The 26525-nt window shown below is 59.9% G+C and carries 22 protein-coding genes; 8 read left to right on the forward strand and 14 right to left on the reverse strand.

Going from position 1 to position 26525, the window contains the following annotated elements:
* Position 1: 1 nt before the first annotated feature.
* Entirely contained in the window at positions 2-466 is a 465-nt protein-coding gene (locus AC1Q67_RS21695; protein ID WP_492237379.1) for a DsrE family protein, read from the reverse strand.
* A 94-nt stretch (positions 467-560) separates the two neighbouring features.
* Entirely contained in the window at positions 561-1610 is a 1050-nt protein-coding gene (locus tag AC1Q67_RS21700) for a YeeE/YedE family protein (RefSeq protein WP_492237378.1), read from the reverse strand.
* Between the two features lie 285 nt (positions 1611-1895).
* On the opposite strand from AC1Q67_RS21700, the gene AC1Q67_RS21705 reads away from it, so the two are divergent.
* A complete protein-coding gene (locus AC1Q67_RS21705) occupies positions 1896-4730 on the forward strand; it encodes a bifunctional transaldolase/phosoglucose isomerase (protein ID WP_492237377.1) in 2835 nt (944 codons plus the stop codon).
* 11 nt (positions 4731-4741) lie between these two features.
* Here AC1Q67_RS21705 and AC1Q67_RS21710 read toward each other — a convergent pair whose 3' ends face one another.
* Both AC1Q67_RS21710 and AC1Q67_RS21715 read right to left on the reverse strand, forming a co-directional pair.
* Positions 4742-5632 carry an NAD(P)-dependent oxidoreductase gene (locus AC1Q67_RS21710; RefSeq protein ID WP_492237376.1) on the reverse strand — a complete coding sequence of 297 codons (891 nt, stop codon included), beginning with the start codon at positions 5630-5632 and terminating at the stop codon, positions 4742-4744.
* An 82-nt stretch (positions 5633-5714) separates the two neighbouring features.
* On the reverse strand, positions 5715-7145 hold the full coding sequence (locus AC1Q67_RS21715) for an aldehyde dehydrogenase family protein (protein ID WP_024573727.1): 1431 nt from the start codon (positions 7143-7145) through the stop codon (positions 5715-5717).
* Positions 7146-7458: 313 nt separating this feature from the next.
* On the opposite strand from AC1Q67_RS21715, the gene AC1Q67_RS21720 reads away from it, so the two are divergent.
* The 5 genes from AC1Q67_RS21720 to AC1Q67_RS21740 all read left to right on the forward strand — a co-directional run bounded on the left by AC1Q67_RS21720 (position 7459) and on the right by AC1Q67_RS21740 (position 12390).
* Positions 7459-8361: a LysR family transcriptional regulator gene (locus AC1Q67_RS21720; RefSeq protein ID WP_492237375.1), complete on the forward strand. Its 903-nt coding sequence runs from the start codon at positions 7459-7461 to the stop codon at positions 8359-8361.
* A gap of 292 nt (positions 8362-8653) precedes the next feature.
* Positions 8654-9097, forward strand: coding sequence for a PAS domain-containing protein (locus AC1Q67_RS21725; RefSeq protein WP_492237374.1), 444 nt, complete (start codon positions 8654-8656; stop codon positions 9095-9097).
* Positions 9098-9337: 240 nt separating this feature from the next.
* The gene (locus AC1Q67_RS21730) at positions 9338-10396 is read left to right on the forward strand and encodes an acyl-CoA dehydrogenase family protein (protein ID WP_492237373.1); all 1059 of its coding nucleotides are present in this window, start codon (positions 9338-9340) and stop codon (positions 10394-10396) included.
* A gap of 18 nt (positions 10397-10414) precedes the next feature.
* Entirely contained in the window at positions 10415-11575 is a 1161-nt protein-coding gene (locus tag AC1Q67_RS21735; protein WP_024573723.1) for an acyl-CoA dehydrogenase family protein, read from the forward strand.
* Positions 11576-11604: 29 nt separating this feature from the next.
* Complete coding sequence (locus tag AC1Q67_RS21740) at positions 11605-12390, forward strand: enoyl-CoA hydratase/isomerase family protein (RefSeq protein WP_492237372.1); 786 nt, start codon at positions 11605-11607, stop codon at positions 12388-12390.
* Here the strand turns inward: AC1Q67_RS21740 and AC1Q67_RS21745 are convergent, their stop codons facing one another.
* The 3 genes from AC1Q67_RS21745 to AC1Q67_RS21755 all read right to left on the reverse strand — a co-directional run bounded on the left by AC1Q67_RS21745 (position 12391) and on the right by AC1Q67_RS21755 (position 15682).
* A complete protein-coding gene (locus tag AC1Q67_RS21745) occupies positions 12391-13752 on the reverse strand; it encodes a carbohydrate porin (RefSeq protein WP_492237371.1) in 1362 nt (453 codons plus the stop codon).
* Between the two features lie 11 nt (positions 13753-13763).
* On the reverse strand, positions 13764-14780 hold the full coding sequence (locus tag AC1Q67_RS21750) for a CorA family divalent cation transporter (RefSeq protein ID WP_492237370.1): 1017 nt from the start codon (positions 14778-14780) through the stop codon (positions 13764-13766).
* A gap of 128 nt (positions 14781-14908) precedes the next feature.
* Positions 14909-15682, reverse strand: coding sequence for an acetoacetate decarboxylase (locus AC1Q67_RS21755; RefSeq protein WP_492237369.1), 774 nt, complete (start codon positions 15680-15682; stop codon positions 14909-14911).
* Between the two features lie 223 nt (positions 15683-15905).
* On the opposite strand from AC1Q67_RS21755, the gene AC1Q67_RS21760 reads away from it, so the two are divergent.
* Positions 15906-17066, forward strand: a complete 1161-nt coding sequence (locus tag AC1Q67_RS21760; protein ID WP_492237368.1) for a patatin-like phospholipase family protein — start codon at positions 15906-15908, stop codon at positions 17064-17066.
* Positions 17067-17150: 84 nt separating this feature from the next.
* Here AC1Q67_RS21760 and AC1Q67_RS21765 read toward each other — a convergent pair whose 3' ends face one another.
* The 3 genes from AC1Q67_RS21765 to AC1Q67_RS21775 all read right to left on the reverse strand — a co-directional run bounded on the left by AC1Q67_RS21765 (position 17151) and on the right by AC1Q67_RS21775 (position 21203).
* Positions 17151-18779 carry an inorganic phosphate transporter gene (locus AC1Q67_RS21765; protein ID WP_024573717.1) on the reverse strand — a complete coding sequence of 543 codons (1629 nt, stop codon included), beginning with the start codon at positions 18777-18779 and terminating at the stop codon, positions 17151-17153.
* A 171-nt stretch (positions 18780-18950) separates the two neighbouring features.
* Complete coding sequence (locus tag AC1Q67_RS21770; RefSeq protein WP_492237367.1) at positions 18951-20330, reverse strand: GumC family protein; 1380 nt, start codon at positions 20328-20330, stop codon at positions 18951-18953.
* A gap of 99 nt (positions 20331-20429) precedes the next feature.
* Complete coding sequence (locus AC1Q67_RS21775; protein ID WP_492237366.1) at positions 20430-21203, reverse strand: ferredoxin--NADP reductase; 774 nt, start codon at positions 21201-21203, stop codon at positions 20430-20432.
* 173 nt (positions 21204-21376) lie between these two features.
* On the opposite strand from AC1Q67_RS21775, the gene AC1Q67_RS21780 reads away from it, so the two are divergent.
* Positions 21377-22576: an amidohydrolase family protein gene (locus tag AC1Q67_RS21780; protein WP_492237365.1), complete on the forward strand. Its 1200-nt coding sequence runs from the start codon at positions 21377-21379 to the stop codon at positions 22574-22576.
* An 11-nt stretch (positions 22577-22587) separates the two neighbouring features.
* Here AC1Q67_RS21780 and AC1Q67_RS21785 read toward each other — a convergent pair whose 3' ends face one another.
* From AC1Q67_RS21785 to AC1Q67_RS21800, 4 genes are read right to left on the reverse strand one after another with little or no spacing between them, the layout of a single operon-like run.
* Positions 22588-23070 carry a MarR family winged helix-turn-helix transcriptional regulator gene (locus tag AC1Q67_RS21785; protein WP_492237364.1) on the reverse strand — a complete coding sequence of 161 codons (483 nt, stop codon included), beginning with the start codon at positions 23068-23070 and terminating at the stop codon, positions 22588-22590.
* Between the two features lie 56 nt (positions 23071-23126).
* Positions 23127-23831: an ABC transporter ATP-binding protein gene (locus AC1Q67_RS21790; RefSeq protein WP_492237363.1), complete on the reverse strand. Its 705-nt coding sequence runs from the start codon at positions 23829-23831 to the stop codon at positions 23127-23129.
* Complete coding sequence (locus tag AC1Q67_RS21795; RefSeq protein WP_492237362.1) at positions 23828-24619, reverse strand: ABC transporter ATP-binding protein; 792 nt, start codon at positions 24617-24619, stop codon at positions 23828-23830. The genes AC1Q67_RS21790 and AC1Q67_RS21795 overlap by 4 nt, the downstream gene beginning before the upstream one ends.
* Positions 24616-26502 carry an ABC transporter permease gene (locus tag AC1Q67_RS21800; protein ID WP_024573710.1) on the reverse strand — a complete coding sequence of 629 codons (1887 nt, stop codon included), beginning with the start codon at positions 26500-26502 and terminating at the stop codon, positions 24616-24618. Before AC1Q67_RS21800 ends, AC1Q67_RS21795 begins: the two co-directional genes overlap by 4 nt.
* Positions 26503-26525 lie beyond the last annotated feature (23 nt).

A 26525-nucleotide genomic window follows, 5' to 3' on the forward strand; every position in this document is an offset into this window, starting at 1 on the left:
ATCAGGGGCGAATAACGGTATAGCCGCCTTCGCTTAGGGTCAGCAGATGCCCGACGCCGACCTGCACCTCAACAGCATGCGGATTGATCCTCGGCCGCTGTCCGGTCTCGCGTTCGATGGTGTCGAGCGTATTGCCGCACACATCGAAGCGGACGCCCTGTGTGATGAGGCTATCGACCAGCGAACGGTTCTCGCTTTCCGCGCGAAGGAGATCGATGCCAGGGCCGAACGCGACCACCTCGATCGCGATCTTGTCCTGTCCGTAGGCTTTCTGCAGATTGCTCGCCACACTCAACACCAGACGCTGCTTCTTCTGATCGGAATCGGAAATTTGCAGCGCGATGAAATGCTCCGCGAACGGCTTGTCCTCGGGAGGTTTCGCCCTGGTCTGCGCTTGTGCAGGATGCGAAATGGCCGACGTCAGCGCGAGGCTGGCAACGGCGGAAAAAAGTTCACGGCGATTCATGGCAACCTGCCTCTTACAACAACGCGCCGGAGGATGCCGGAGCGCACTCAAGAGAACAAGCCACTTGCCGTGAACGTTCCGGTGAACGCTATCGTTAGCGCGTTGCGAGAGCGGGAACGACAGCCGCGCCGCGGATGCCGAGCGCTGCACCGGACAGGATGCCCGCGACGGCAATGAACGACGGCATACCGAGCGTGGAGAGACCGGTCAGGCCCTGCCCGATCGAGCAGCCGTAAGCCATCGCACCGCCGATTCCCATCAGAGCCGCGCCGGAGATCGAGCGCACCATGTGGTTCGGCGAGGTGTAGCCTTCCAGCTTGAAACGTCCGGTCGCAATCGCCGTCACAAGGCTGCCGCTGAGAACACCGACAACAAGCGCGATACCGAAGCTCAGTGAAAGGCCTGTCGAGAGCATCGTGTACTGCAGCGTGTCCGCAATCGGAGAGACGAAGGTCAGTGACGTCACAGGAATCGGGTTGAAGTCATCGGCGCCGAGCCAGCCGGTTGCAAGCCAGCCGGCCGTGACCAGAAGGCCCATCGCAAGACCGGCTGCAATCTGGCCATAAGCATTACGAAACTGACGATCCGAAAACGCGAAGATCAGCAGCGAACCGCTCGCGATCAGCGTCAGCGCGATACGGGCGACAGACTCATCAAAGCCCATGGTGGCGAGCAGCGCGGGCGCGGAAACAGTGGTCGGCGTGATTTGCGTCGCCTGAAGGAATGCAAGGCGCGCAGGCGCGATCAGGCCCTTCAGCGTCATCTGCGCGGTGACACCGATAATGGCGATCACGACCAGCGAGCGCAGGTTGCCCTTGCCAAGCAGAACCAGCGCGCGCGAGGCGCAGCCGTTGGAGAGAACCATGCCGAAGCCGAACAGGAGCCCGCCGGCGAAAATGAGCGGCGCGGAGAACGAAGGCTGCAGGTAAAGCGACTTGGCGATATCGACGAGGCCAGCACCCGCGACAAACTGCGTACCGATGATCGCAACGGCCAGGGCGACGGCATAGCTGCGGACCTTGCGGCCGTCATTGGCGGTCCACCAGTCGCGCAGGCTGCTCATCAGGCAGAAGCCGCTGAGGAGACCGACAACGCCAAAGGCGAGACCAATCGCGAAACCAGCGGAGACCGGGATACCGGGCATGACGGAGTGTCCTCAGCTACATTCAGTAAGATTTGGAGAACAATTATCTATTCGCCCGCCCGAAAACGGTCCATATCGCTGAAAAACTAACGATATTCTTGCCCGCACGGCTTAAAATGGAGAGAATCCTTCCCCTCCCAAGGGCGGCAGGCGGATATTTTTCTCCCGCCGTTCAGCAAAAAATCAGGCCGGCGATGGCACTCTCTATATTGCTGCCCCATAGGCGATCTATTCTGGCTAAAAGAGACGAACGTTCCCTTCCCTCCGCCAATCCCCAGAGACGGCATGAACCCAGTTAAAGCTCTTACGACCCACGGCCAGGCCATCTGGCTCGATTTCCTCGCACGCGGATTCATCGCCAATGGCGAACTCAAGGCGCTGGTCGACAGCGACGGAGTGCGCGGCGTCACATCCAATCCCTCGATCTTCGAGAAGGCGATTGGCGGCAGCAACGAGTATGACGACGCCGTTTCTGCGCTGCTGAAAGAGCGCGACCGCTCGGCGAGCGATCTCTATGAAACGCTCGCGGTGGAAGACATCCAGCGAGCGGCGGACGCGCTGCACTCGGTTTATGACGAACTGAAGGGCGCGGACGGCTATGTCAGCCTCGAAGTCTCGCCCTATCTGGCGCGCGACACCGAAGGCACCATCGCCGAGGCGCAGCGACTCTGGACCAGCGTCGGACGCAGTAACCTGATGGTGAAAGTCCCCGGCACCCCCGAGGGCGTTCCAGCGATTCGCGCACTGATTTCGCAGGGCATCAGCATCAATGTCACGCTGCTGTTCTCGCAGAAGATGTATGCGGAAGTTCTCGAAGCCTATATCGCCGGGCTGGAGGACTTTGTCGCCGGTGGCGGCGATCCGAAGCGCATCGCCAGCGTGGCGAGTTTCTTCGTTAGCCGCATCGACACCTCGGTCGATACTCAACTCGACGGCAAGATCGCTGCCGCAAGTGGTGAGGAAAAGACGCAGCTCGAAGCACTCAAGGGCAAGGTGGCCATCGCCAATGCCAAGCTGGCCTATCAACACTATCTAAGAGTGATCGGAAGCGAGCGCTGGAAAAAGCTCGCGGCGAAGGGAGCACGGGTTCAGCGTCTGCTGTGGGCATCGACCGGCACCAAGAACAAGGCTTACAGCGACGTTCTCTATGTTGAGGAGCTGATCGGTCGCGACACGGTCAACACCGTTCCCCCTGCAACGCTCGATGCTTTCCGCGATCACGGCAAACCGCGCGACAGTCTTGAACAGAATATCCCGGACGCCGAGCGCGTTCTCGCGGATCTCGCAAAGGCGGGCATTTCACTCGATGCAATCACCGACGCGCTGGTCGACGATGGCGTCAAGCTGTTCGCCGAAGCTTTCGACAAGTTGCTTGGAGCAGTCGCGCAAAAGCGCGCCGCCATTCTCGGCTCACGCATCGACGCGCAAACAATCAAGCTGCCTGTGGAGATTGAGAAGAACGCCAAGACTCTCCTGGAGCAGTGGCGTGCCAGCGGCACCATTCGTGCGTTGTGGCAGCGCGATGCCAGGGTGTGGACCGGCGGCGACGAGGCCAAATGGCTTGGCTGGCTCGATGTCGTGGCGCGCGAGCAGAACGAGATCGAGCGCTACGTGGCTTTCTCGGGATGGGTGAAGAGCAAGAATTTCACCGACGTCATCGTGCTCGGAATGGGCGGTTCAAGTCTCGGACCGGAAGTGCTCGCCGAAACCTATGGCCAGATCGGCGGTTTCCCGAAACTGCGCATTCTGGACTCGACGGACCCGGCACAGGTTCGACGGACTGAAGCCACGATCAATCTCGACAAGACACTGTTTATCGTGTCGAGCAAATCCGGCGGCACCACAGAACCGAATGCGCTGATGGAGTATTTCTTCGTGCGCGCCGGGGCAAAGGCTGCCGAGCGTTTTGTCGCAGTCACCGATCCCGGCTCGTCGCTTGAAAAAGTAGCGACCGCGCGCGGTTTCGCGCAAATCTTTCACGGCGAGCCGACCATCGGCGGCCGCTACTCGGTGCTCTCACCGTTCGGACTTGTTCCGGCGGCTGCGGCAGGAATCGATATCGCGGAGCTTCTCGGCCTTGCTGCCGCAATGGTCCGTTCCTGCGGCCCCGACGTGCCGCCTGCGGAAAATCCTGGCGTTCAGTTCGGAGTGGCGCTCGCCGCTGCCGCCAGGCATGGCCGCGACAAGCTCACCCTGACCGGATCGACGCGCATCGCAGATTTTGGAGCGTGGGCCGAGCAGCTGATCGCCGAATCCACCGGCAAGAACGGCAAGGCACTGATTCCGCTTGAAGGCGAACCGCTCGGCAAGCCAGAGATTTACTGGAAGGATCGCGTGTTCATCGATCTGCGGCTGAAGGACGACAGCGACAGCGCTCGTGAAACAGCGCTGGCTGCGCTGGAAGCCGCCGGCAATCCCGTCGTCCGCATTACCGTGACGAGCCCCGCGCATATCGGACAGGAATTCTTCCGCTTCGAGATCGCCACCGCAGTGGCCGGGGCGGTGATGGGTGTCAATCCGTTCGACCAGCCGGATGTCGAAGCCGCAAAAGCAAAGACGCGCGAGCTGACGTCCGCGTTCGAGACGTCAGGCGCGTTGCCGGCCGAGACGGCTGTCGCAACCGACGGCGCGATTGCGATCTTTACCGATGCCGCGAATGCAGACGCTTTGCGAAAGTCCGGGGCCGACGGCGATCTGGCATCATGGCTCAAGGCCCACCTCGCGCGCATCAAGGCGGGGGATTATGTCGCCGCTCTCGCCTATCTTGACCGCCACGACGCCAACATCGCTGCGCTACAGAATATCCGCATGACGATCCGCGACAGTAAACAGGCCGCGACATGTGTCGGCTTCGGGCCACGCTTTCTGCATTCCACAGGACAGGCCTACAAAGGCGGGCCGAACAACGGCGTGTTTTTGCAGATCACTTCGGATAACTCGGACGATCTGGACGTACCCGGCCAGAAGATCAGCTTCGGTGTTATCGAGGCAGCGCAGGCACGCGGCGATTTCGGTGTGCTAGCGGAACGCGGGCGGCGCGCGCTGCGGCTTCACATCACGGGCGATGTGGCGAAAGGACTCGCAGCGATCGATGCGGCGGTTCAAAGCGCCTTGAAATAAGCATCTGTGCGTCAGCGGTCCTGAATCGCTGACGCAATGAATCGATAGATGTCGGTGTGGTCGGCGTTCTTGTCGAGCGCCGACTTGGCGTTCTCCCAAAACGCGGCGATGGTTTCCGCATTCGAGTTATCCAGCCCGACAAGCTTCGACAGATCGGCGGCGATGCGCAAATCCTTGGCCATCAAGGCCAGGGAAAAACCTGACGCGAACGTCTCCGAGATCACGAACTGCTTCATCTTGACGTCGGTGGAGTTGTTCTTGCCGGTCGAAGCATTGAGGACGTCAATGACCGTCTCCGGTTTCAGGCCGAAGCGTCGGCCGACCAGCAGCGCTTCGCAGGCTGCGACGAGTCCAGCGGCGGAGACGTAGTTGTTCAGCGCCTTCATCGCGTGGCCCGAGCCAAGCGGGCCGATCGCAAAAACGGATTTCGCCATGGCTTGCAGCACCGGCTTCGCGCGCTCCACGAGCGCAGTATCACCGCCAGCCATGATCGACAGGCTGCCGTCGATGGCGCGCTTGACGCCGCCGGACACCGGCGCATCGATCAGCGCAATCCCGCGCGCGGCAAGATCCTTGCCAAGCGACTGCGTATCGACAGGCACCGATGAACTCATGTCGATGATCAGCGCATTCTTCGCAAGGACATCGGCGACGCCCTGCTCGCCGAGCACAGCCTCGCGCACGATTCGGCTGTCCGGCAGCATGGTAATCAGGATCGACGCGTTTTTGGCGGCTTCGCGTCCGCCCGCAAAGACCTCTCCGCCCGCAGCGGCGAGCGCATCGCGCGCAGGCCCTGACGGATCGGCACCACGAACCTTGAAACCGGCAGCGATGCAGCGCTTCGCCATGGGCAGGCCCATCTGACCCAGACCTACAAAGACAACGGTGTCGGGTGTCGCCATGGTGCTTATCGATCCAGGTTGGCCTTAGAATAAAATATGCCGGCGCGAGAGGCCCGCGCCGGCAAAACCATAGCGGACAATCTCAGGCTGCGTTGAAACCGGCGATCGCCTTCGCTTCGAGATATTCCTCGAGACCGAACTTGCCCCACTCGCGGCCGTTGCCCGACTGCTTGTAGCCGCCAAACGGAGCGGTGCGCTCGTTCGGCACACCGTTCAGATTGACGTTGCCCGCACGGAGCTGGCGGCCAACCTTGCGTGCGCGCTCAACGGTGCCAGCGGAGACATAGCCCGCAAGACCGTACGGCGTGTCGTTTCCGATCTTCACGGCTTCCGCCTCGTCCTTGGCGCCCATGATCACGAGAACCGGTCCGAAGATTTCTTCGTTGGCAATCGTCATGTCACTGGTGACATCCGAGAAGATGGTCGGACGGACATAGAAGCCCTTGTTGACACCTTCCGGCAGACCAGGACCACCGGCGACCAGCGTGGCGCCTTCGTCGATGCCCTTCTGGATCAGGCCCTGAATCTTGTCCCACTGGATGCGGTTGACGACAGGACCGATCGTGGTGCCCTCGGCGCGCGGATCGCCCGCCTTGGTCTTGTCTGCCACAGCCTTGGCGATCGCCGCGATCTCCTTGATCTTCGCTTGCGGCACGATCATGCGCGAAGGCGCGTTGCAGGACTGGCCGGAGTTGTTGAACATGTGCGCTACGCCGCCGGTCACAGCTTTGGTGAAGTCCGCGTCGTCGAGAATGATGTTCGGCGACTTTCCGCCCAGTTCCTGGCTGACGCGCTTCACGGTGTTGGCGGCACGCTTCGCAACGTCGATTCCGGCGCGGGTCGAACCGGTGAACGAAATCATGTCGATTCCCGGATGTTCACTCATGGCGACGCCGACATCGGGGCCGAGACCATTGACCAGGTTGAACACCCCCTTCGGCACGCCTGCTTCATGGAGGATTTCCGCGAAGATCAGTGCCGACGACGGCGTGTATTCCGACGGCTTCAGGATCATGGTGCAGCCAGCCGCGATCGCAGGCGCGACCTTGCAGGCGATCTGGTTGAGCGGCCAGTTCCATGGCGTGATCATGCCGACGACGCCGACCGGCTCCCGAACGACGACGGCGGAGCCGATCGGCTCTTCGAACTGGTAGTTCTTGAGAACCTCGAGCGTGGAGGCAAGATGACCGAGGCCAGCGCCGGCCTGCATCTTCTCGGCCATCGGCAGCGGCGCACCCATCTCGTCAGACACGGCAGCGCCGATATCCTTCATGCGGGTCTTGTAGACTGCGATGATCTTTTCGAGCAGCGCGACACGCTCCTCGCGAGTGGTCTGCGAGAAGGTTTCGAATGCGCGGCGCGCTGCAGCAACCGCCTTGTCGACGTCGGCTTTCGATCCAACCGCAATCTCATACATCGCTTCTTCCGTCGCCGGATTGACGACAGGAATAGACTTTTTGACGACGGGATCGACCCAGCTTCCGTCGATATAGAACTGCATACGATTGGTCATGACGTTTCCCTTGACTGCCGCGTTCTTGCGTAAAGATGGATGGAATCGATCATACGATCGGTGAATTCATCTACCGGTCCTCGCCGGTATCCCTCAATCGTATCGTTGTTGTGGCGGGAGCGAAAGACCATCCTTGGCCGTTTACCGCCGCCCGCGAATGCAACGCATGCGAGGCATGCATTCGCTCTCCCGGTTTGACACGCCTTGCGAGAGCCCTGCCCGCGAAAGAGGGTTTTTACGCCGTTTTTCATCCTTTTGACAATTGCTTGAGTTTAGCCATTAATATCGGTTTTTCCGATGCGAGAAAGTGGCGATGGACACCGAACTGGCCCGGACTTTCCTCACCGTCGTCGAAGCCGGCAACTTCATCAGCGCCGCCGACCGGCTCCATGTCAGCCAGTCAACCGTCAGCACGCGCATCCATACCCTGGAAGAGCTTCTCGGCTGCGTTCTGTTTGTCCGCAACAAGGCCGGAACAACGCTGACGCCCGCCGGCCGTCAGTTTCAGCGGCACGCGACGGCACTGGTGCGAACGGTCGCCCAGGCACGTCATGATATCGGTATTCCTGACGGCTTCGGCGGAACACTCGTGATCGGCGGGCGGATCGGCTTGTGGGAAGAATTCCTGCTGGACTGGCTGCCGCTGATGCAAAAAGCAGCGCCTGCAATCTCCATCAGGGCCGAAAGCGGGCTCGAGCCGGAAATCATGCAAGGCCTCATCGAGGGCCGGATCGATATCGGCGTGATGTATACCCCGCAAAGCCGCCCCGGCCTGAAGGTCGAGCAACTGTTCGACGAGTGTCTTGTGATGGTATCGACGAGTGCGAAGAACGCGCCTGAACCACAAGCAGGATACATCTATGTGGACTGGGGTCCCGAATTCTACGCAAGGCACAGCGCATGCTTTCCGGGTTTCGGGGGGCCCGCGCTGACGGCCAACATCGGCTGGCTTGGATTGCAGCATCTCATGAAGAACGGTGGGTCCGGCTATTTTCCGATGCGGATCGTACGTCCGCATCTGGCATCGAAACGATTGCGCATCGTGGCTGGCGCGCCCGAATTCTCCATGCCTGCCTATGCCGTTTATCCGATCGACAGCGGGCGCGACATCATCGCCGGCGCAATTGAGATCATGCACCGGCTGGCTGGCTCGGCGGCGAAAGGCAAAACTGCCACAAAGCCAGCCAAACGAGCCGCGCGTGCATCATCGCGCTGACCTTTGGTATTCAACGCAAGCCGATATATCTGTTTTTTCGATATGATCGGCCAGGATTTCTCGCTTGTCAGCAAGTGTGCCGCAACGAGGATAGCAGCTGTCTTACGACAAGCGATGGAGGAACGATGTATCAGACATCATCGGGCCAGGAGACTGAGCTCGCCGGCAAGATCCGGAAATGCCTGGCCTCGCCATGCTGGTCCCGTGATGCCGACACGGATCAGTCTTCGAGAGAAACTTTCAATAAGCCGGCACACGCGCCATCAGCACCACCCCAATGAGACAAAACAATATGATTGCCGTTCCATCCGGTCTTGCCGACGCGTTACTGACATCCGCATCGGATGCCATCATCGCGACCGATCGTGACGGCACAGTCACGTTCTGGAATCCAGGCGCTGAGCGGATTTTCGGTTTCTCATCCGATGAAGCGATGGGACAGCCGCTCGATTTCATCATTCCCGAGAATCTCAGGGCGCGACACTGGGCTGGATACCGGCACACGATGGCGACGGGCGAGAGCCGCTATGGCGCAGGGGATCTGCTCTCGGTTCCAGCGCTTACCAAGAGCGGCCAACGCATCTCTGTCGAATTTACAATCGTCATGCTGCGCGATGCGCACGGCCTGCCCGACGGAACGGTCGCGGTTCTTCGCGATGTCACCCGAACCTTCAAAGAGAAGCTCGCTTTGCGACGCGAGATTGCGGAGCTTCAGCGAGCGCCTCGGAGCGGGTGACCGGCCTCTGCTGCACTGTTTCTGAAAACCTGATCTGATTTGACACCGTTCGGAGCGAAAGGATACCGTTCCGGACGATGTCATTTCATCGCCAACAGCCGCTGGCTGGCATCCCAATCCGACGCTAGTTGCGTTGCAATAACAACGTCCCGGCCCAATGCTGGGCAAATAAATGTGCAGGACGATGCTTGCTGACAATCAAGGGCACCGGTTTTCAGAGCTGGTAAGAGGTATCTTAGCGTGACCGAAAACATTGTTGCGGAAACCGCCGAACGTATCTTTTCCGACCTCGCCGACGCCCAGAACATCAACAACGCCATAAACGACAGCTGGAAAACACCGCTCTGGGTTGCACTCACCGACGCGGGACTGCCGCTGACGTGGGTGCCGGAAGACTGCGATGGTTCGGGTGCCAGCCTCGCCGATGGATTCAGCGTTGCGGGTTCGGCAGGCCGGTTTGCGGTTTCAATTCCGCTGGTCGAAACAATGCTCGCAGGCTGGCTGCTGGCTCAGGCCGGACTTCCCTCACCCGTCGGTAAAATGACCGTTGCCCCGGCGCGGCCGCAGGATCGCATCACAATCAACCCGGACGGCTCGCTCAGCGGACGGGTCCGCGCCGTGCCGTTCGCCTCTGAAGCGGCGCATATCGCGGTGATCGCGCAAGGCGCGAAGGGCTACTCCATCGCGCAGGTGGAAGCCTCTGCCTGCCGGATCGAAGCTGGTGAGAGCCTCGGCAGCGACGCGTCGGACACCGTAACGTTCGATGACGTCAAACCGCTTTCGACAAGGCCCGCTCCGTCCGGTACGACGCCTGCGTCCTTGATGCTGATGGGCGCGACCGTGCGCAGCCTGCAAATCGCTGGCGCGCTGGAAACCATGCTCGACATCACGGTTCGCTATTCGAATGAGCGTATTGCATTCGAAAAGCAGATCTCGAAATTCCAGGCGGTGCAGCACAATCTCGCCCGACTTGCGGGCGAAGTCGCGGCCGCCGTCGCAGCGGCTGGATCGGCGGCCGACACCATTGCGAACAGTTCCTCCTTCGACGATGCCGTATTCCTCGAGGTCGCGTCTGCCAAGGTTCGCTGCGCGGAAGCCGCAGAGAAAGGCACAGCGATCGCGCATCAGGTGCACGGCGCTATCGGCTTCTCGATGGAGCATATCCTGCATCGTTACACGCTGCGTGCGCTGGGATGGCGCGACGATTTCGGCCACGAAAGTTACTGGGCAACTGAGCTCGGCAAGTTTGTCGCCGCGCGTGGCGCGGACGAATTGTGGCCGCTGGTCGCATCGCGCTGACAAGGGAAAACAAGGCACATGACCGCAGCGCTTCGTTTTGATCAAATTCGTCTGCCGGAAGAATGCGAAACACTCCGGCATGAGGTGCGCGCCTTTCTCGCCGAGGAAATCGCCGCTGGCACCTTCAATCCGCATGAGCCGCAACGCGAAGACACAGACGTCCCAGAATTCAGTCGCCGGGTCGGTGAGCGCGGCTGGATCGGCATGACCTGGCCGAAAAAATATGGCGGCCACGAACGCACATTCCTTGAGCGTTACGTCGTTACCGAAGAAATGCGTATTGCCAACGCGCCAACCCGCCGCTTCTTCGTAGCCGACCGCCAGAGTGGTCCGGTGTTGCTCAAATACGCCAACGAGCGAATCAAGATGGACATCGTGCCGCGCATCTGCCGCGGCGAAGTCTGTTTCGCCATCGGCATGAGCGAGCCCAACTCCGGCTCCGATCTGTTCGCGGCAAAGACGAAAGCCACCAAGACCGACGGCGGCTGGCTGATCAACGGGACGAAAATCTGGACCACTTCGGCGCACATGGCCGATTATATGCTGGCGATCTTTCGTACCTCGCCTCCCACGAAGGAGAACCGCCGCCACGGCCTGACGCAGTTCCTTGTCGATATGAAGACGCCCGGCATCACGGTCAATCCAATCGCACAGATCAGCGGGCTGAAGGAATTCAATGAGGTTGTATTTCAGGACGCCTTCATGCCGGACGATCACGTCCTCGGCGAAATCGATGGCGCATGGAAACAGGCAACCAGCGAGCTGGCGTATGAGCGCAGCGGGCCCGAACGGTTTCTTGAGACCTATTATGTTCTGACCGAACTGGTGCGTGCGTTGGGGCCGAACCCCGACACGCGCGGTGCAGAAGGCATCGGCCGGCTTGTCGCGCAGCTTCACACTATGCGCCGCATGTCGGTCTCTGTTGCAGGTATGCTGCAGGCTGGGAAGGAACCGGTGGTCGAAGCGTCGATTGTCAAGGATATCGGCACGATCTGGGAGCAGCAGCTTCCGCATCGCGTGCGTGACCTGGCTGCCTTCATCGATACCGATGCGTCAAACCATCGGACCCTTGAAGATCAATTGGCCTTCGCCACCAAGATCGCTCCGAAATTGACCATCCAGGGCGGAACGACGGAAGTACTGCGCGGCATCATCGCGCGTGGACTTGGGTTGCGCTGAATCAACAACGAATGAAAGAGGACTTTTCAATGAGCGGCTTCACCGACATCGGCGTGGAAAAACACGGACACGTTACGCTGATCGAGATTCGCCGGCCGCCGCTGAATTTCTTCGATTTGTCCCTGATACGCCAGATCGCCGATGCTCTGGGGGAGATAGACAAGGATATGGACAGCCGCGCCGTTGTGCTTGCCTCGCAAGGCAAAGCTTTCTGCGCCGGCGCAAACTTCAACCGGCCAGCCGGATTTGACGGCGATGCCGCTTCAGGCGACGGGACGACCGGCGACCTTTATCTCGAGGCCGTTCGCATCTTCAGCAACAAGAAGCCGATCGTCGCCGCCGTCCAGGGCGCGGCTATCGGCGGCGGACTTGGACTTGCAGTGTCAGCCGACTTCCGCGTCACCTGCCCCGAGGCACGTTTCGCTGCAAATTTCACCAAGCTTGGATTTCACCCCGGCTTCGGGCTGACTGTGACGCTGCCTGAGGTGATCGGGAAGAACAATGCGGCAATGATGTTCTATACCAGCCGCCGCGTGACCGGCGAAGAAGCGTTCAATATGGGACTCGCCAACGTACTGGTGCCGCAGGATCAGGTGCGTGCCGAAGCTTTCAAGCTCGCCAACGAGATCGCCGAGAACTCGCCGCTGGGATTGATGTCGACCCGCGCGACGATGCGGGCGGGCCTTGCGGATCGGGTCAAGGCACAAACCGATCACGAACTCGCTGAGCAGACATGGCTACGCGAAACCGAGGATTTCCAGGAAGGCATCAAGGCGACCGCAGAGCGGCGCGCCGGAAATTTCAAGGGACGATAGTCAGTAGTTGAAGGTACTGCGCAGACCGAACACCGCAGCGTCCTTGATGCGCCTTGTCTGGGTCGGGTCGTTGGGATCGACCACGCCCCCTCCCGGATGAAAGACATACTGGAAAACGGGCTGAACGGTCCAGCCGGTTTGAAGCTCCGCCAGGTAAGTCATCTCGAACACAGCTTCAAAATCGCGCACCGGATACGGTGTCCCCGTAAACGCCTGAGCATCGCGATCGGCTGCGCGCGCCGCGTCGGAAATGCGCGCATAGGTCATAGCCACGCCGAACTTGTCGTTGGGACGCGCGTCACTGAAGCCGGAAAACTGGAAACCGCCGTCGATGTAAAAGCTGATAAGGTTGCGATCCGACGGACTGATGGATGTCCGGACGAAAAGGCCGACACCCTTGTCAGAACCCGGCGTCGCGCGCGATAGCATCTGCTCGTACACCCCGAAGATTCCCTGATTCCCTCGCCGTTTCAGCGGGACACCCGTGCTCAGAGGGTCCGCCTGAAGAAGGCCATCCGCCGCGTATCGCATGTCGCCGAAATCGCCGAGATGCTTCCAGGCTCCTCCCGTGAGAGTGCCCGGCAGCTTGCTCTCGCCTATCTGAAAACCGTACTTGAGCTGCCCAATCATCCAGGCCGGATCATTGACGCGAAACAGCAATCCGTGCGGATTTGCGATCTGTGGATCAACCAGCCTGTCCGGCGGCGCCGCATCGCCGTCGAAAATCGCGGCATAAGCCGTGATGTCGTCGGCCAGTTGCGCCTTGATGCGAACGCCCGGCACAGCCAACGGCGGCGATGGACCGCCGCTCAACAGATTGATGCCGGTGATACCTGGCCAGCCAAGCGCCGAGTTGGTGAAAATGTCGTCATACTTGCTGTCGATAAATTCGACATCGGATGCCTGCTGTCCAACACGAACCAGCAATGCGCCGCCGAACAGCGATTGCTCAATCCACAATTCATACAAACGCGTCGCGTTGAGCGCTTCGACGCCGCTGACCAGCATGAGGTTTCCGATATAATCGCGCGACAGACCCTGACCGTGAATCTGGAACATGTTGGCGTGGAACTTGGCGCCGGTCCAGCCGACAGCTTTTTCGAGATCGATATCCGTGCCGAAATCGAAACGACCTGTATAAATCGAACCGCGCCGCATACCGCCGGATGCATTGCCGAACACCTCCGATATATAGGTCGCATTGAACTGAATTCCCCAATCAGCCAGAATCTGGCGCGGGCTTTTCGCGACAGGCTCGTCTGGCGCTGCTTTCGGATCGGCCGCAGCAGCGCCTTGCAGCAATAACCCAAATATAATGCTGGTGGTTGCAATCGTCCGCAGCAGTGCGCAGGGGTACCGCACGGCGTTTCCAGTTATCTCAGAATACCAAGGCGCTTCATGATGAAGTATGCGAGCGCGGATGACGAGACGATCAGAACACTGGCGGTCAGAAAGCCGGTTTCCACGTCGGTTAATGGCAGTCCCTTGGTGTTCATCCCGAAAATGCCGGTGACCAGCGTCGGCGGCAGCAGCAGCGCCGTCAACACGGACAACAGGTGAATGCTTTTATTGGTCTGTTCCTCGATCTTGAGATGCAGTTCTTCCTGAAGAAGCCTGCTCCGCTCGCGCATTTCCACGACCACGTGGTCGAGCGCATCCAGCCGCTGCGCCAGCTTGCCGGCGCGCAGCCGCAATGCCGGTTTGAGTGCATCCGGCCCTTGCAGATCGAGACGTCGGAATATCAGGAGCAAGCCCGACAATTGACGATGCAGACGGACACAGGTTCGGCGCAAGCGACCCAAATCCCTGCGAAGGTCGGCCGTATCGTCGGAGAGTATCTTCTCCTCAATGCTGTCGAGGCTCGCGGCAACTCGTTCTGCAACACGCTCCATTGTCTCGGCTACATGTTCGACAATGGTTTCAAGCAGAGCAGCCGCGCTACCAATACGTTGCTGACCGCTTTCGAGGACCCGCCGTGTCGCATCGACGGCGCACAGTGCATGGTGACGACCGCTCAGCAGCAGCCGTTCCGTCATGACAAAATGAAGGTATCCGGTTTCCTCGGTGACGCGGTCGATGGCACGCACAAGATCGGAAAAGACACCGTAGATGCTGTCGTCAGCAGCATGGATCTGCTGAAAATTATCCCGCGACAGTAGCAGCGCCTTGCCGGCTTCGGGAACATCGAGATCAGCCGACGCCAGCCAGTGATGAGCACGCACATCGCCGAGATTGAAATGTAACCAGAGCAGCCCGTCACCGCGCAGATCGATTGGTTCGTCGACGTTCAGCGCTTCGGAATTTCCATTGGCATGAATCCGGAACGCCCACACCAGGCCTGGAATCTGTGCCGCATGCGGCGAATGCCCGACCGCGACACTCTCAGTCATCAACGCTTCTGCTTGCACAATACGCCCCAACGCCTAAAACTTACGACGCCCTGGATGGCTGAAATTGAACCACCCGAATACCGATCCGATATGACGACAGGTTTGTTACAGGCGCATGTCAGCGCCGGTCATTCCGCCGCCTCGGCCAGATCGTCCGCTTCCTTGTTGTAGTCGTGTACGACACGCCCATAGGGCAGCGTCAGATCGGCCAGAAAGTGGTGTGCCCCGATCACGCGTCTGACCGGAAAATCGGCGACCGGTGCGTTGACATGCGGAATGAGATGCAGCCGTCCGGGCCCGATCCAGGAGCCCTTGACGTTGATGTCAGTTAGGTTGATCGCAACGAGCTGGCAGACTTCGGCGCGGCCATCGACACCGGGGATCAGCTTCAGATTGATCTGGGTCTTGGACAGCGCGGCGCGCGTGATCTCGCCGTTCCCCGCCATCGCCTCATGCTTGTACCCCATGGTGCCCATCGCCACCTGCTGACCGGAATACTCCAACGTACCGGTCAGCGTATCCTTCACGACCTCGAGCTTCGGATGTGCATACTTCTTCGGGAATCCCCAGATCTCGCGCCCCGCTGCAATCGGCGGATCGTCATCGAGATACATCTGCGAGACGAAGTTGACCTCTTCGCCGTTCAGACGCGCGGGAATGACCAGGCCAGACTCGGTGTAGCTGCCGAAGCCGGACGAGTCCGGCATCTTGATCCACTCATAGTGCACGATCGGACTGTCGATCGGCTCTAACGGTTCGGGAAGTCCGGCCCGGATCAGACCAGGATCGGTCTCATAGGTGATGACCAGAAATTCGCGGTCGACAAAGCGATACGGCCCTGCCGGATAACTCGGACCGGCGGCAGGCATCGAGGGCAGCCTGAGAATATCTGCTCTGCGCATGGAATCATTCCTTTTCGGTGCACGGTCCAGCCGCCGTCAACAGCTAACGTCGGTCCTTGACATGATCGTGAGGAAATTCCTTCAGTCTGGTGACACCCTGCGTCTGCACGCCCATCCGCGGACAGCGGATTCCGCGATCAAAAAGACCACCTGTCACGACAGCGTCACCGCTCGTCTGAAATCTTCGCACCGGACTTCGAGACACGCATCGACGGGGAAAATCATGGACGCGCGAACACCAAAATCCGAAATTTCGGGATCGAGGAACTGGCGGCCCGATCGCTGCGATCGTGTGGCGCTCGTTCTTCAGGGTGGCGGCGCGCTCGGGGCTTATCAGGCCGGCGTGTATCAGGCCCTGCACGAAAGTGGCATGGAGCCAGACTGGGTTTGCGGCGTGTCGATCGGCGCGATCAATTCCGCCATTATTGCAGGTAACCCACCGGAGCGACGTCTCGAACGGCTGCGGACGTTTTGGGATCGCATCACCAGCCGCAAGGTCTGGCACTACACGCCGGACGGAGACATCTATCGCAAGGCCCGCAACCTGACGAGCTCGTTCCTGACGACGACCATGGGCCAGCCGGGCTTCTTCAAGCCGCACGACGTCAATCCATGGTTCAGCCCGGCCGGGGCCAGGACAGCAACCAGCTATTATGACACTGCGCCGCTGCGGGCATCGCTGCTCGAACTCGTCGATTTCGACTTGATCAATTCACGCAAGATGCATTTCGCAGTCGGTGCGGTGAACGTCCTGACCGGAAATTTTTTGTACTTCGACAACAAGAAGGAAGTCATCGAACCTGAACACGTGATGGCCAGCGGCGCGTTGCCGCCTGCCCTGCCCATGGTGAAGATCGGCACCGATCACTTCTGGGATGGCGGCATCGTTTCAAATACGCCGCTGCAGCATCTGCTCGATCAGGAAGACAAGATGAACTCCCTGGTGTTCCAGGTTGACCTGTTCAATGCCCGTGGAGCCCTGCCGCGCGATATTCAGGAGGTCATGGCTAGGCACAAGGACATCATGTACTCGTCCCGCACGCGCTATAATACCGACGTCTACAAGCGCATGAACAATCTGAAGACCGACTTCTACAAGGCGCTGCTGAAGGTCCCCGAAGACAAGCTGACCGATCACGAGCGCGCACTGCGCGACCGCTTCGCGGACCTGCCCGAAATCACCATCCTGCAGATGATCTATCAGCAGAAGGCCTATGAGGGCGATTCCAAGGACCACGAATTCTCGGCCACCTCGATGCGCGAGCACTGGCTGAGCGGTCTGGAGGATACGCGCCGCACACTGAAGCGGCGCGAATGGCTGGCGATGCCGGAGGCCGGCATGGGCCTTGTCGTTCATGACGTGCACCGCGAGAAGGATTACTGAGCCTCCGCGCTCGCATCGCCGGACGGAAAAAAAGCCCGCGCTCTTGCGCGGGCTTTTTATGTTGCCGCCGTTGCGGCAAGCTAATCAGAACAGGTGCGAGAACAGCACATAGAGACCAGCCGACAGGCAGATCGCCGCCGGCAGCGTCAGCACCCAGGCCATAAGCAGGTTGCGGATAGTGGCCATCTGCAAGCCCGAGCCGTTGGCCGCCATTGTTCCGGCGACGCCAGACGACAGCACGTGTGTCGTCGAGACGGGAAGGCCGAAAATGTCCGCCGCGCCGATCGTCCCCGCAGCAACGAGTTCAGCAGATGCACCCTGCGCGTAGGTCAGGTGCGTCTTGCCGATCTTCTCGCCGACGGTGATGACGATACGCTTCCAGCCGATCATGGTGCCGAGACCCAGCGCGATGGCGACCGCGATTTTCACCCAGGTCGGGATGAACTTCGTGGCGCTGTCGAGCGAGCCTTTATAGGCATTGAGGGTTGCGACCTCTTCCTTGTTGAGATCGTTTTCCTTGTCCTTCATCAGGAAGCGGATCGCCTCCGAAGTCAGGTACATGTCGTTGCGGGTGTTACCCACCGCCTCGGCAGGAACCTTGTTCAGCGTGCCGTACTTCTGCACCTGATCGCCGACGTCCTTCACGAGAACCGCCAGCGACGGATAGGTGCCTTCGTTGATCTTGTGCAGCGAAACATACTGAGTCACTACCGGGCGGGGATCGCCGATGATGCTATGACCGGCGCCCTTCGCAGCGATCACCTTTGACGCGGCTTCTGACGTCTGCTGAAACTTGATGACCTGCGATTCCGGCAAGGCGCGGTTCAGCGCGTAGGCGGTCGGCACAGTGCCGATCAGGATCAGCATAATGAGGCCCATGCCCTTCTGACCGTCGTTTGAGCCGTGCGCGAAGCTGACGCCGGTGCAGGTCGCGATGAGGATACCGCGAATCCACAGCGGCGGTGGCTTGTTGCCTTCCGGAGCAGCGTAAAGCGCCGGATTGCGAATAACGAACTTCAACACCAGCAACAGAAGTGCCGCCATGCAGAAGCCGAACAACGGCGAGAGCAACAGCGCGTAACCGATTTCCGTGGCCTTGGTCCAGTCGACACCCGAGGTACCATCGCGTCCACGCATGACCGCATTGGCGATACCAACACCGATGATCGAGCCGATCAGCGTGTGGGAGCTGGAAGCCGGAAGACCGAAGTACCAGGTGCCGAGATTCCAGACGATGGCCGCGATCAAGAGCGCGAACACCATGGCGAAACCGGCACTGCTTCCGACCTGAAGAATGAGCTCAACCGGCAGCAGCGAGACGATGCCGAAAGCAACCGCTCCGCTCGAGAGCAAAACGCCGAGAAAATTGAAGAATCCGGACCACATCACGGCGAATTCCGCCGGCAGCGAATGGGTGTAGATCACCGTTGCGACGGCGTTGGCAGTGTCGTGGAAGCCGTTGACGAATTCGAAGCCGAGCGCAATCAGCAGCGCAACAAATAGCAGAATGTAGGGAAGATAGGTCGTGACCTTGGTGCCGGTGGCGTCGATATCGACGTAAATGCTGTAGGCAACGAATATTGCACCCGCCGCGAGGATGCCAAAAAACAGGATCATTGTGAGTGGATTGAAGCCCTTGTCGAGATTCGGCCTGGAGGCCGGCTCGATGGGTTGCCCGTCGGCGATCCCGGAACTTAATGTAATGTCGCTCATCTCATACCCCTTATGAAACTCAGGGGTTCTTTTTGACCGGTTAGCTTGAAGGTTGGATGACACCTTTCATATCGGCACAGCGACGAGCGCAGATTTTCCGCAAATCGGCGCATCTCCCTTGAATTTGCCAATGGCGTGCGACGAGACTTAGAGATCTTCTAGAAATAGCGGCTACCCCAGCGCAGCCGTTTCATTTTGCTTGTCCGCCAGTTCAAGCACCCAGGCCAGGCTTACGCCCAAACCCAGACCGAGCAGTACGCTGACGAATAGAACCCCGATGGGAAATGTACGGCTTGACTCCGGAGATGCTGTTGCACGGCTCAATATCCGGGGGCTGGTGTTGTCCGGTCGCACCTGCTGAGATCTGGCCAGGATAGCCTGATACGCCGCACGGTTTGCTTCGACATCGCGCTCCAGCTCCTTGAGGCGTGCGCTCGCGTCGTGCGTTTTGCTCAGGTTTTGTTTTGACGCTTCGAGACGGTTCTTCAGTTGCGTCACCGTCGCGCGGGCACGTTCCAGATCGGCTGTGACGGACTGAGCCACGTCCTGAATTTCGCCTTCCAATAACCGCCTGGCTTCGGCTGCCTGCAGCCTCGCGATCACGCGGTCGGGATGGCGTGGCCCGAGCGTTTCGGACAGATCAATTTCCAGTCGTCTTGCCGCGACATAACGGCTTCTGAACGTCCCGATTGCCCCTCCCCTGATCGCATCCGGTATTCCGCCGCCATCCAGGATTTTCCGGGCACGCTGGAGCTGATTCACCGTCGAACGCAGACCGTTAACCTTGGCCTCGGCGGCAGCCACCTGCTCTGCAATCTCGCTCACCTGTTTCTCGGCGCCGGATTGCCCCGCAGCCACCATCGCCTGGTTATCATTGCGATATCTCTCATACCGCTGCTCGGCGTCTCGCAAGCGCGTCTGAAGTGTCTCCAGTCGTGCACCGAGAGGCGCAACGTTGCCCGGCGTCGCTTCCACACCAACACGCTCCTGTTCCACATAGCTGTCCATCACTGCGTTGGCGATGCGCACTGAGGTTTCGCGATCCGGCGTAACGACCTTGACGGTCACTGCATTCGAGTCTGGATTGCGGGCGGTGCTAACCGCACGATTCAACTGTCGCAATGCCATGGAATGCGGCTCAGCGGGGGGAGCAACTCCAACACCGGCAAGAAGCGCGAAGAGAATCCCCTTCGACCTGCCGCCAAAAAGCGGATCGGTATCGAGCTTCTCTTTTGCGACAACTCTCTCGAGGACGCTGCGCGACGTCAGGGCGCTGATCTGGTTGTCCATGCCAACCCTGACAGTGTCTGGACTGACCGGCTGGCCGGCTGCAGCTTGCGCAGGCAGGTCGAGCACAAGTTGCCCGGACGCAACATATTTGGGAGCCGATAGCAGTATCCAGGCAAGGCTGATCGCAGCACAAATGGCGGCTACCGCGCCGATAAACGCCGCCCTCCGGCGCAGCATCGTTGCGAAGCCGTGCACATCCAGGGCGGGGACCTGAATCCGGGACAGGTACGCATCGCGCCTGTCGTTTTCAGAAATCGCCATACAACGTCCCTACGCTACGCGTCTTGGGACGGGATAATCCGATAAATCAGCAGTCTTGGCGAGACCAATGCCCGTCTAAACGCCGCAAAAATGCCCTCATCAGCGCTCGACGAATGCCTTTTCGACGACAAATTCGCCGGGTTCGCCGTGATTGCCTTCGGTGAATCCCTTGTCGAGCAGTAACGTCCGCGTGTCCTGAAGCAGCGCCGGGCTGCCGCAGATCATGACACGGTCGTGTGCGGCCTCCAGCGGAGCGAGCCCGGCATCGCTGAACAACTTGCCCGACGTCATCAGATCGGTGATCCGGCCGCGATTGCGAAACGGATCGCGCGTCACCGTGGGATAGTAGATCAATTGGTTGCGGACCAGCTCGCCAATCAGATCGTCCTTGGGCAGCCGTTCGGTGATCATCTCGCCATATGCAAGCTCGGCGACACGGCGGCAACCGTGCAGCAGCACCACCTTCTCGAAGCGATCGTAGGTTTCCGGGTCCTTGATGACGCTAAGGAATGGCGCAAGCCCCGTGCCGGTGCCAACCAGATAGAGATTCCGGCCACTCTTGAGATTGTCGATCACCAGCGTACCGGTGGGCTTGCGCCCAACAATTATCTGATCGCCTTCCTTCAGATGCTGAAGCCGCGAGGTCAGCGGACCGTCCGGCACCTTGATAGAAAAAAACTCCAGCCGGTCCTCGTAATTGGCGCTCGCCACGCTATAGGCGCGCAGCAGCGGCTTCTCACCGACCTTCAGGCCGATCATTGTGAATTCGCCGTTGCGGAATCGGAATGATGGATCGCGCGTCGTCGTGAAACTGAACAGCGTGTCGGTCCAGTGATGAACGCTGAGGACGCTTTCCTGATTGAAATTGCTCATTTCGCTTGATCCGGTGTACGGGGCAACGACGGGGCAAAATCAGAAACGCGGAGACAGATTGCCTCGCCAATTCATTTGTGTACTAATGAATAATCCAGCTTGATACCGCCGTCAAGCCGCGCTCAAGTTGGAGCCGACCCGCTGAAAAAGCATTGCACAGAAGGGAAGAATCCATGGCCAACGACGCGCCCCAGGACACCACCGGCCCGACCAAACTGGTGATCAGGAATATCGGTCTGATCCTAAGCGGAGCCATGGAGCAGCCGATCCTGGACGCCGACACCATCGTCGCGGAGAACGGCAAGATTACCGCGATCGGGCGGGCCAAGGACATCGACGCCGAGGGCGCGACCACTGTCATCGACGCCAACGGAACGACGGTCACCCCCGGCCTGATCGACAGCCACGTCCACCCTGTCGCCGGTGACTGGACCCCGCGGCAGAACCAGATCGGCTGGATCGACAGCTTTCTAAACGGCGGCGTCACCACCATGATCTCGGCCGGCGAGGTTCACATGCCTGGCCGTCCGCGCGACGTGGTTGGCGTCAAGGCGATGGCGATCTTCGCTCAGCGTGCGTTCGACAATCTGCGCCCCGGCGGCGTCAAGGTTCATGCCGGTGCACCAGTAATCGAACCCGGGATGACGGAAGAGGATTTCAAGGAGTTGGCGGCAGCCGGCGTCAGGCTGCTCGGAGAAGTCGGTCTCGGCGGCGTCAAGGATGGCCCGACTGCGCGGAAGATGGTGGCATGGGCACGCAAATACGGCATTCAAAGCACGATCCACACCGGTGGTCCGTCGATTCCCGGATCCGGCCTGATTGACGCAGACGTGGTGCTTGAAGCCGACACCGACGTTGTCGGCCACATCAACGGCGGCCATACAGCCCTCCCCGACAGCCAGATCCGATGCATCTGCGAAGGCTGCAAGCGGGGCCTTGAACTGGTTCATAATGGCAACGAACGCTCAGCCCTTTACACCCTGCGCATAGCCCGCGAGATGAAGGAGCTGAACCGTGTCATTCTCGGCACGGACGCTCCCGCAGGTTCAGGCGTGCAGCCACTCGGCATTCTGCGCATGGTATCGCTGCTGTCGTCACTTGGCGATGTACCGGCGGAAATCGCATTCTGTTTTGCCACCGGCAACACCGCGCGGATGCGCGCGCTCGACTGCGGCATGATTGAAGTTGGGCGCGCCGCAGACTTCGTTATCATGGACAAGGCCCAGCATTCCGCCGGCAAGAACATTCTGGACAGCGTTCAGCTTGGCGATCTGCCCGGCATCGGCATGACGATAATCGATGGCATGGTCCGTACGCATCGCAGCCGCAACACACCGCCTGCAACAAAAGTGCCGGAGATCGTCGCACACTAGTCAGCGGGACATCATCGCAGCTTGTTCAGCAGTGTGACAAAGATTTCGCGCTCCCTGGCATCGAGCGGCGCGAGCGTTTCTTTCGAGATCGCCAGGGCGTTTGGAGCAGCTTTCTCCGCCATCGCCTGTCCCGCTCGTGTCAGGCTGACAAGAAGCCGGCGGCCATCCTGCGGGTCCGAGCTGGTTTCTGTTAGCCCACGGGCAGTCAGTCGATCGATCACACCTTTGATGGTCGCAACGTCCATTGCGGTAAGGCGGCCGAGCTGGTTCTGCGAGCACGGCCCGGTCTCGGTCAGCTTCGCTAATGCTGCCCATTGCGTCGGCGTAAGGTTGATGCCGATTTCCCTTGCGAAGATCGCCGCGTGACGCTGCCAGACCTGACGCAACACGAAGCCGATCTGATCCTCAAGCACATAGGGCTGCTTTTTCGGACTTCTCCTCGGAGGAGCACCCTTGGTCGGCGCGGCAATCTTGTTCTGAGCGGCCTTGGCCATTCCCATTCCCCTAATATCTTGCCTTCATCTGGTAGACCTCGTGACTGCTGCGATCGTCACACCGCCAGATGGGCGTCGCGAATGTCGGGACGCGCCTCAAGTTCGCTCATGGTGCCGCTGAAGCAGATTCGCCCACGCTCGATGATATAGGCGCGGTCGGAAATCAGGTTGGCGAAATGAAGATTCTGTTCGGACACAACGATGCTGACGCCCTCTTTCTTCATCGCGAGAATGGCGCCTACCATCTGCTCGACGATCTTCGGCGACAATCCTTCCGAGGGCTCGTCAAGCAGGACCAGGGACGGATTTCCCATCAAAGTCCGGGCAATGGTCAGCATCTGCTGTTCGCCGCCGCTCATGCGTCCACCCATTCGGCCGCGCATCTCGCCGAGATTCGGAAACAGCGTGAACAGCTTTTCGCGGGTCCACTGTGGAGCATTCTGGCGCGGCGGTTGACGGCCAACCTCCAGATTCTCTTCCACCGTGAGATCGGTGAATATACGGCGCTCCTCCGGCACATAACCGAGCCCCCCACGCACAATGGCATGGGTCGGTTGAGCCGAAACATCCTTTCCCTCGAACACGATCTGACCTTCACGCTGTTCGACCAAGCCGACGATCGACCGGAACGTAGTCGACTTCCCCGCTCCGTTGCGGCCCAGAAGCGCCACGACCTCTCCATCGCCGACCTCAAGGGCGACATCGAACAGGATGTGAGCCGGGCCGTAGTAGCTGTTGAGTCCCTGAACCGAGAGCTTCATGCGGACGTTCCCTCCCGGTGACGCGCATCGTAAACCAGCCCCTCGCCGAGATAGATCGCTCGGACCTGGGGATTTCGCCGAACTTCCTCTGGCGTCCCCTCCGCGATCAGTGAGCCCCGATTGAGTACAAGGATGCGATCGGCGTGCTCGAACACCACATCCATGTCGTGCTCGGTGAAAAGAACACCGATGGATTTCTCGCGGGCGATGCGCGCGGTCAGCCGCATCAGTTCGACGCGCTCGCGTGGCGCCATGCCGGCCGTCGGTTCATCCATCAAAAGGAGTTTGGGCTGATTGGCGAGTGCGATCGCGAGTTCGAGGCGCTTGAGGTCGCCATACGCAAGTTCGCCGCACGGGCGCTCTGCGTAGCCGCTCATGCCGACAAGGTCGAGCAGCCGGTTTGCTTCGGCGCACTCAAAGCCTGGCGTGGAACGCCACATGTTGAAGAGCTGCGCGTTGTAAGAGATCAGCGGAACCTGGACGTTCTCGCGCACCGTCATGGTGGGGAACGTCGCGGTGATCTGGAATGTGCGGCCGACGCCAAGCCGCCAGATCGCACGCGGCTTCTTTCCAGTCGTGTCATTACCCAACAAATTGATACGGCCACTGTCCGGAACATTCTGGCCATTGAGCATGTCAAAGCATGTGCTTTTGCCGGCTCCGTTGGGTCCGATCAGCGCAAGAATTTCGCCGGCCGCAAGGGAAAACGACACGCCGCGCACCGCATGAACGCCGCCATACGATTTGGTCAAGTCTTCGACTGACAGAAGTTTAGGTGCAGCACTCATTCGGCGCTCTCGATTCTTGACGCCAGAATGGCAGGTTTCGATGCACGTGAGTGACGCCGCGCTCGAACTGTTTCCAGCATACCGACGATACCCTTCGGAAACGCGACCACGATCAGCACAATGACCGCGCCAAGCACGAGCTTGGACCAATCCGTCTGACTGACCAGCCAGATGTTCAGTGCCTTGAAGACAATCGCACCCACCACTGCACCGGAGACCGTCTCGACACCGCCCAGGAGCACCATCACCAATGCATCGACCGACAGCGAGATGCCCAGGCTGTCGGGAAATACGCTGCCCTTGAGGTATGCAAACAATGCACCGCCGATACCGGCGACGGTGCCCGCAATCACAAACGCAGTCCATTGAATACGCTTGCCATCGATACCGATGGCTTCGCTGCGCAAAGCGGAATCGCGGGTCGCACGCAACGCATAACCGAACGGCGAAAACACGATGATGCGAAGCAGCACCACCGCAAACGTCGCGATGCCGAGCGACAGCCAATAAAAATGAACCGGCCCCGCCGCCCATGCATCAGGCCAGACACCCAGAATTCCGTTGTCTCCGCCTGTCACCCCAACCCACTGGAACGCGATCGACCAGACGATCTGGGCGAAGGCCAGCGTCAGCATCGCGAAATAGACGCCTGAAAGCTGAACTGCGAAAAATCCGAAAATGGCGGCTCCGATCAGTCCAAACAGAGGCCCCAGCAGCAGACACACGATCATCGGCAGGCCCACAGCCTTGGCGAAGAAGGCAATACCATAGGCTCCGAGACCGAAATACGCCGCATGCCCGAACGATGCGAGTCCGCCGACCGACATCAGGAAGTGCAGGCTCGCTGCGAAGATCACGTAGATCGCGATCTCCGCACCGACCGTAAGGGCGTAGTTGCCGCCGAACACCGGAAGCGCTGCCGCAACAATCAGTACGGCCAGCACCGCGAGACGTTCGTTCATGGTCAGCGGCCGCCATGGCCGAACGGTGAGGCCTGGCGTCTTCCGCGCGACTGCTTCGGGTTTGCCAAACAGACCCCAGGGCCGAACGATCAGGACCGCCGCCATCACGAGGAATACGAGAATAATCGAGATCTTCGGGAATATCAGAATGCCGAACGCATTGAGCTCGGAAACCAGCACGGCCGCGACGAATGCACCGGTGATGCTGCCGAGGCCACCAATCACGACCACGACGAAAACATCCACGATGATCCGCAGATCCATCGCATGATGAACGGCGTCGCGCGGAATTTGCAGCGCGCCGCCAAGCGCGGCCAGAAACACACCAAGCGCAAAGACGCTGGTGAACAACCACTTCTGATTGACACCCAGCGCGGCCACCATGTCGCGATCCTGCGTCGCCGCGCGGACCAGAACGCCCCAGCGCGTGCGGCGGAACAGCAGCCACAGTGCACCCAGAACGGCGGGGCCGAGCCCGATCAGGAACAGATCATAGGAAGGGATATTCTGCCCGAAGAAGTCGACAGCGCCCCGGAAGCCGGGAGCGCGGCGGCCCACAAGGTCATCCGGGCCCCAGATCAGAACCACGATATCCTGGACCATCAATGTCAGGCCAAAGGTGGCAAGAAGCTGAAAGAGTTCCGGCGACTTATAGATCCGCCGCAGCAACACCATTTCGACCAGCACGCCCAGGACCGCAACGACCAGCGCCGCAACGACAATGCCACCCCAGAAACCGAGCGCGCCGGACAGCCGCTCTGTCAGGGTAAACGCGACATACGCGCCCAACATGTAGAATGCGCCGTGCGCAAAATTAACTATCCGGGTGACGCCGAAAATAATCGACAGTCCCGAGGCAACCAGAAACAGCGACGCCGCGCTCGCAAGGCCGGTCAGGAATTGAACAAAGTAGAAGCTCATATGCGATCCACGGCTGGAAAATG

It is taken from the genome of Afipia sp. GW823-FHT06G09, assembly GCF_058794875.1.

Bases quoted from the DNA above. Each gene is read 5' to 3' on its own strand.
- AC1Q67_RS21695 (WP_492237379.1), bottom strand. From the start codon at position 466: ATGAATCGCCGTGAACTTTTTTCCGCCGTTGCCAGCCTCGCGCTGACG.
- AC1Q67_RS21700 (WP_492237378.1), bottom strand. From the start codon at position 1,610: ATGCCCGGTATCCCGGTCTCCGCTGGTTTCGCGATTGGTCTCGCCTTT.
- AC1Q67_RS21705 (WP_492237377.1), top strand. From the start codon at position 1,896: ATGAACCCAGTTAAAGCTCTTACGACCCACGGCCAGGCCATCTGGCTC.
- AC1Q67_RS21710 (WP_492237376.1), bottom strand. From the start codon at position 5,632: ATGGCGACACCCGACACCGTTGTCTTTGTAGGTCTGGGTCAGATGGGC.
- AC1Q67_RS21715 (WP_024573727.1), bottom strand. From the start codon at position 7,145: ATGACCAATCGTATGCAGTTCTATATCGACGGAAGCTGGGTCGATCCC.
- AC1Q67_RS21720 (WP_492237375.1), top strand. From the start codon at position 7,459: ATGGACACCGAACTGGCCCGGACTTTCCTCACCGTCGTCGAAGCCGGC.
- AC1Q67_RS21725 (WP_492237374.1), top strand. From the start codon at position 8,654: ATGATTGCCGTTCCATCCGGTCTTGCCGACGCGTTACTGACATCCGCA.
- AC1Q67_RS21735 (WP_024573723.1), top strand. From the start codon at position 10,415: ATGACCGCAGCGCTTCGTTTTGATCAAATTCGTCTGCCGGAAGAATGC.
- AC1Q67_RS21740 (WP_492237372.1), top strand. From the start codon at position 11,605: ATGAGCGGCTTCACCGACATCGGCGTGGAAAAACACGGACACGTTACG.
- AC1Q67_RS21750 (WP_492237370.1), bottom strand. From the start codon at position 14,780: ATGACTGAGAGTGTCGCGGTCGGGCATTCGCCGCATGCGGCACAGATT.
- AC1Q67_RS21755 (WP_492237369.1), bottom strand. From the start codon at position 15,682: ATGCGCAGAGCAGATATTCTCAGGCTGCCCTCGATGCCTGCCGCCGGT.
- AC1Q67_RS21760 (WP_492237368.1), top strand. From the start codon at position 15,906: ATGGACGCGCGAACACCAAAATCCGAAATTTCGGGATCGAGGAACTGG.
- AC1Q67_RS21765 (WP_024573717.1), bottom strand. From the start codon at position 18,779: ATGAGCGACATTACATTAAGTTCCGGGATCGCCGACGGGCAACCCATC.
- AC1Q67_RS21770 (WP_492237367.1), bottom strand. From the start codon at position 20,330: ATGGCGATTTCTGAAAACGACAGGCGCGATGCGTACCTGTCCCGGATT.
- AC1Q67_RS21775 (WP_492237366.1), bottom strand. From the start codon at position 21,203: ATGAGCAATTTCAATCAGGAAAGCGTCCTCAGCGTTCATCACTGGACC.
- AC1Q67_RS21780 (WP_492237365.1), top strand. From the start codon at position 21,377: ATGGCCAACGACGCGCCCCAGGACACCACCGGCCCGACCAAACTGGTG.
- AC1Q67_RS21785 (WP_492237364.1), bottom strand. From the start codon at position 23,070: ATGGCCAAGGCCGCTCAGAACAAGATTGCCGCGCCGACCAAGGGTGCT.
- AC1Q67_RS21790 (WP_492237363.1), bottom strand. From the start codon at position 23,831: ATGAAGCTCTCGGTTCAGGGACTCAACAGCTACTACGGCCCGGCTCAC.
- AC1Q67_RS21795 (WP_492237362.1), bottom strand. From the start codon at position 24,619: ATGAGTGCTGCACCTAAACTTCTGTCAGTCGAAGACTTGACCAAATCG.
- AC1Q67_RS21800 (WP_024573710.1), bottom strand. From the start codon at position 26,502: ATGAGCTTCTACTTTGTTCAATTCCTGACCGGCCTTGCGAGCGCGGCG.